Raw genomic sequence first — 1,970 nt, forward strand, 5'->3', positions numbered from 1 at the left:
ACTTCACGGTGGGCACGCCGACGCGCTGGCCCCACGTGGCCAGCTGCTCGGCGGCGGCGGCGCGGAAGGTGTCCGCCGCGCCCAGCAGCACGTCCTTGTCCTCGGCCACGAGCACGCGGGCCAGCTTGCCCACGGTGGTGGTCTTGCCAACGCCGTTGACGCCGACAACCATCATGACGGCGGGCTTGTCGCCGTGGCGCTCGACGTTCAGGCTCCGGTCCATGGTCGGATCCACGAGCTTGATGAGTTCCTCCCGGAGCAGGGCCTTGACGTGCTCAGGGTCCCGCGTGCCCATCACCTTGACGCGTTCGCGGAGCGAGTCCACGAGCTGCATGGTCGGTTCGGTGCCRAGATCGGCCAGCAGCAGGGTTTCCTCGACCTCATCCCAGACGTCKTCATCGATCTTGTCTGCCGAGAGCAGGGCCAGGAGCCCCTTGCCCAGGATGTTGTTGGACTTGACCAGCCGCTCGCGCAGCCGCATCAGCCGCCCGGCCACCGGCAGCGGGGTTTCCACCGGGACGGTTTCCAGCCCGGCTGCGTCGTCCGGAACTTCGAGGGTTGGTTCTTCGAGTTCGACGCCGTCCGGCGAGGTCCGTGCCGGTGCCGGCGCCTGCGCGGGACGGTCCTCCACAAGGGTTCCGGCTCCCGGGGCCTGCACGGGGTCGTTTGCGTCACGCGGGCCGGTGTAGGTCTTGGCGCTCTTCCGGGTCTTCATGAGCACCGGGATCAGCACACMGAGGACCACCAGGACAGCGAAAATGGGCAGAATGATGGGGAGGATATCGTTCACTCCCCTAGCTTCTCACAAACCCCAAATGGGCCGTGGCCAGCGCTTTTGTTGCGCGCGGACGCAGTCGTGCCGGGACCTGGACGTTTGCCTAGATCTCCGCACTGAGCCGCTGGCTGATCACCGTGGAGACGCCGTCGCCGCGCATTGTGACGCCATAGAGGGCGTCGGCGACTTCCATGGTGCGTTTCTGGTGCGTGATGACAATCAGCTGGCTGGATTCGCGGAGTTCTTCGAAGATGGTGATGAGCCGGCCCAGGTTGGTGTCATCAAGCGCGGCCTCGACCTCGTCCATGACGTAGAAGGGAGAGGGCCGTGCCTTGAAGATGGCCACCAGCAGCGCCACGGCCGTCAGGGAGCGTTCGCCGCCGGAAAGCAGCGAGAGCCGCTTGATTTTCTTGCCGGCCGGGCGGGCTTCGACCTCGATGCCGGTGGTGAGCATGTCGGTGGGGTCGGTCAGGACCAGCCGGCCCTCGCCGCCGGGGAACAGCCGGGCGAAGACGCGGACAAACTGCCGGGAGGTGTCCTCGAACGCCTCGGCGAAGACCTTCTGGACGCGGTCGTCGACTTCCTTGATGATGTCCAGCAGGTCTTTGCGGCTGGACTTCAGGTCTTCGAGCTGGCTGCTGAGGAACTGGTGGCGCTCCTCAAGCGCGGCGAACTCCTCGAGCGCCAGCGGGTTTACCTTCCCCAGGGCCGCGAGGTCGCGTTCGGCGCGTTTGAGCCGTTTTTCCTGTTCCGCACGGACGAAGGGCTTGCCTTCGGAAATCTCGCGTCCGTCCTCGTCCACCGGGGCGCGCAGTGCGGCCCATTTGTCCGCCGAGTCGCCGGCAGGGACCGGGACGGGAAGGTCCGGTCCGTAGTCGGCCACGAGCTGCCCGGCAGTCAGCCCGAGCTCCTCCACACTCTTCAGTTCCAGCGCCTCGATCCGCAGCCGCTGCTGCGTGCGGGCGAGCTCGTCGCGGTGCACGGAGTCGGTGAGTTCGGCCAGTTCTCGGGCCAGCGCGTCGTTGCCGCTGCGGACCCCGGCCAGTTCAAGGTCCATGGCGTCCTTGCGTTCCTCGGCGCTGTCCCGCTCGCGGCGGGCCAGCTCCACGGACACGTCGATGAATCCGATGACCTGCTGCACGGCGACGGCGACGGCGGCGGCGCGCCGGGCCTGGAGCCGGCGCCGGCTGGCCCG

General features: G+C 67.6%; 2 protein-coding genes. Both read right to left on the reverse strand.

Translation table 11 applies throughout. The features are described from left to right. On the reverse strand, positions 1–790 hold a 790-nt coding region (locus AC1D1S_RS20925; protein ID WP_476995422.1), incomplete at its 3' end, for a signal recognition particle receptor subunit alpha. Positions 791–878: 88 nt separating this feature from the next. Further along, positions 879–1,970 (reverse strand): AAA family ATPase (locus AC1D1S_RS20930; RefSeq protein WP_476995423.1); only part of this gene is annotated, 1,092 nt, incomplete at its 5' end.

The organism is Arthrobacter sp. P1_A5 (genome assembly GCF_056406825.1).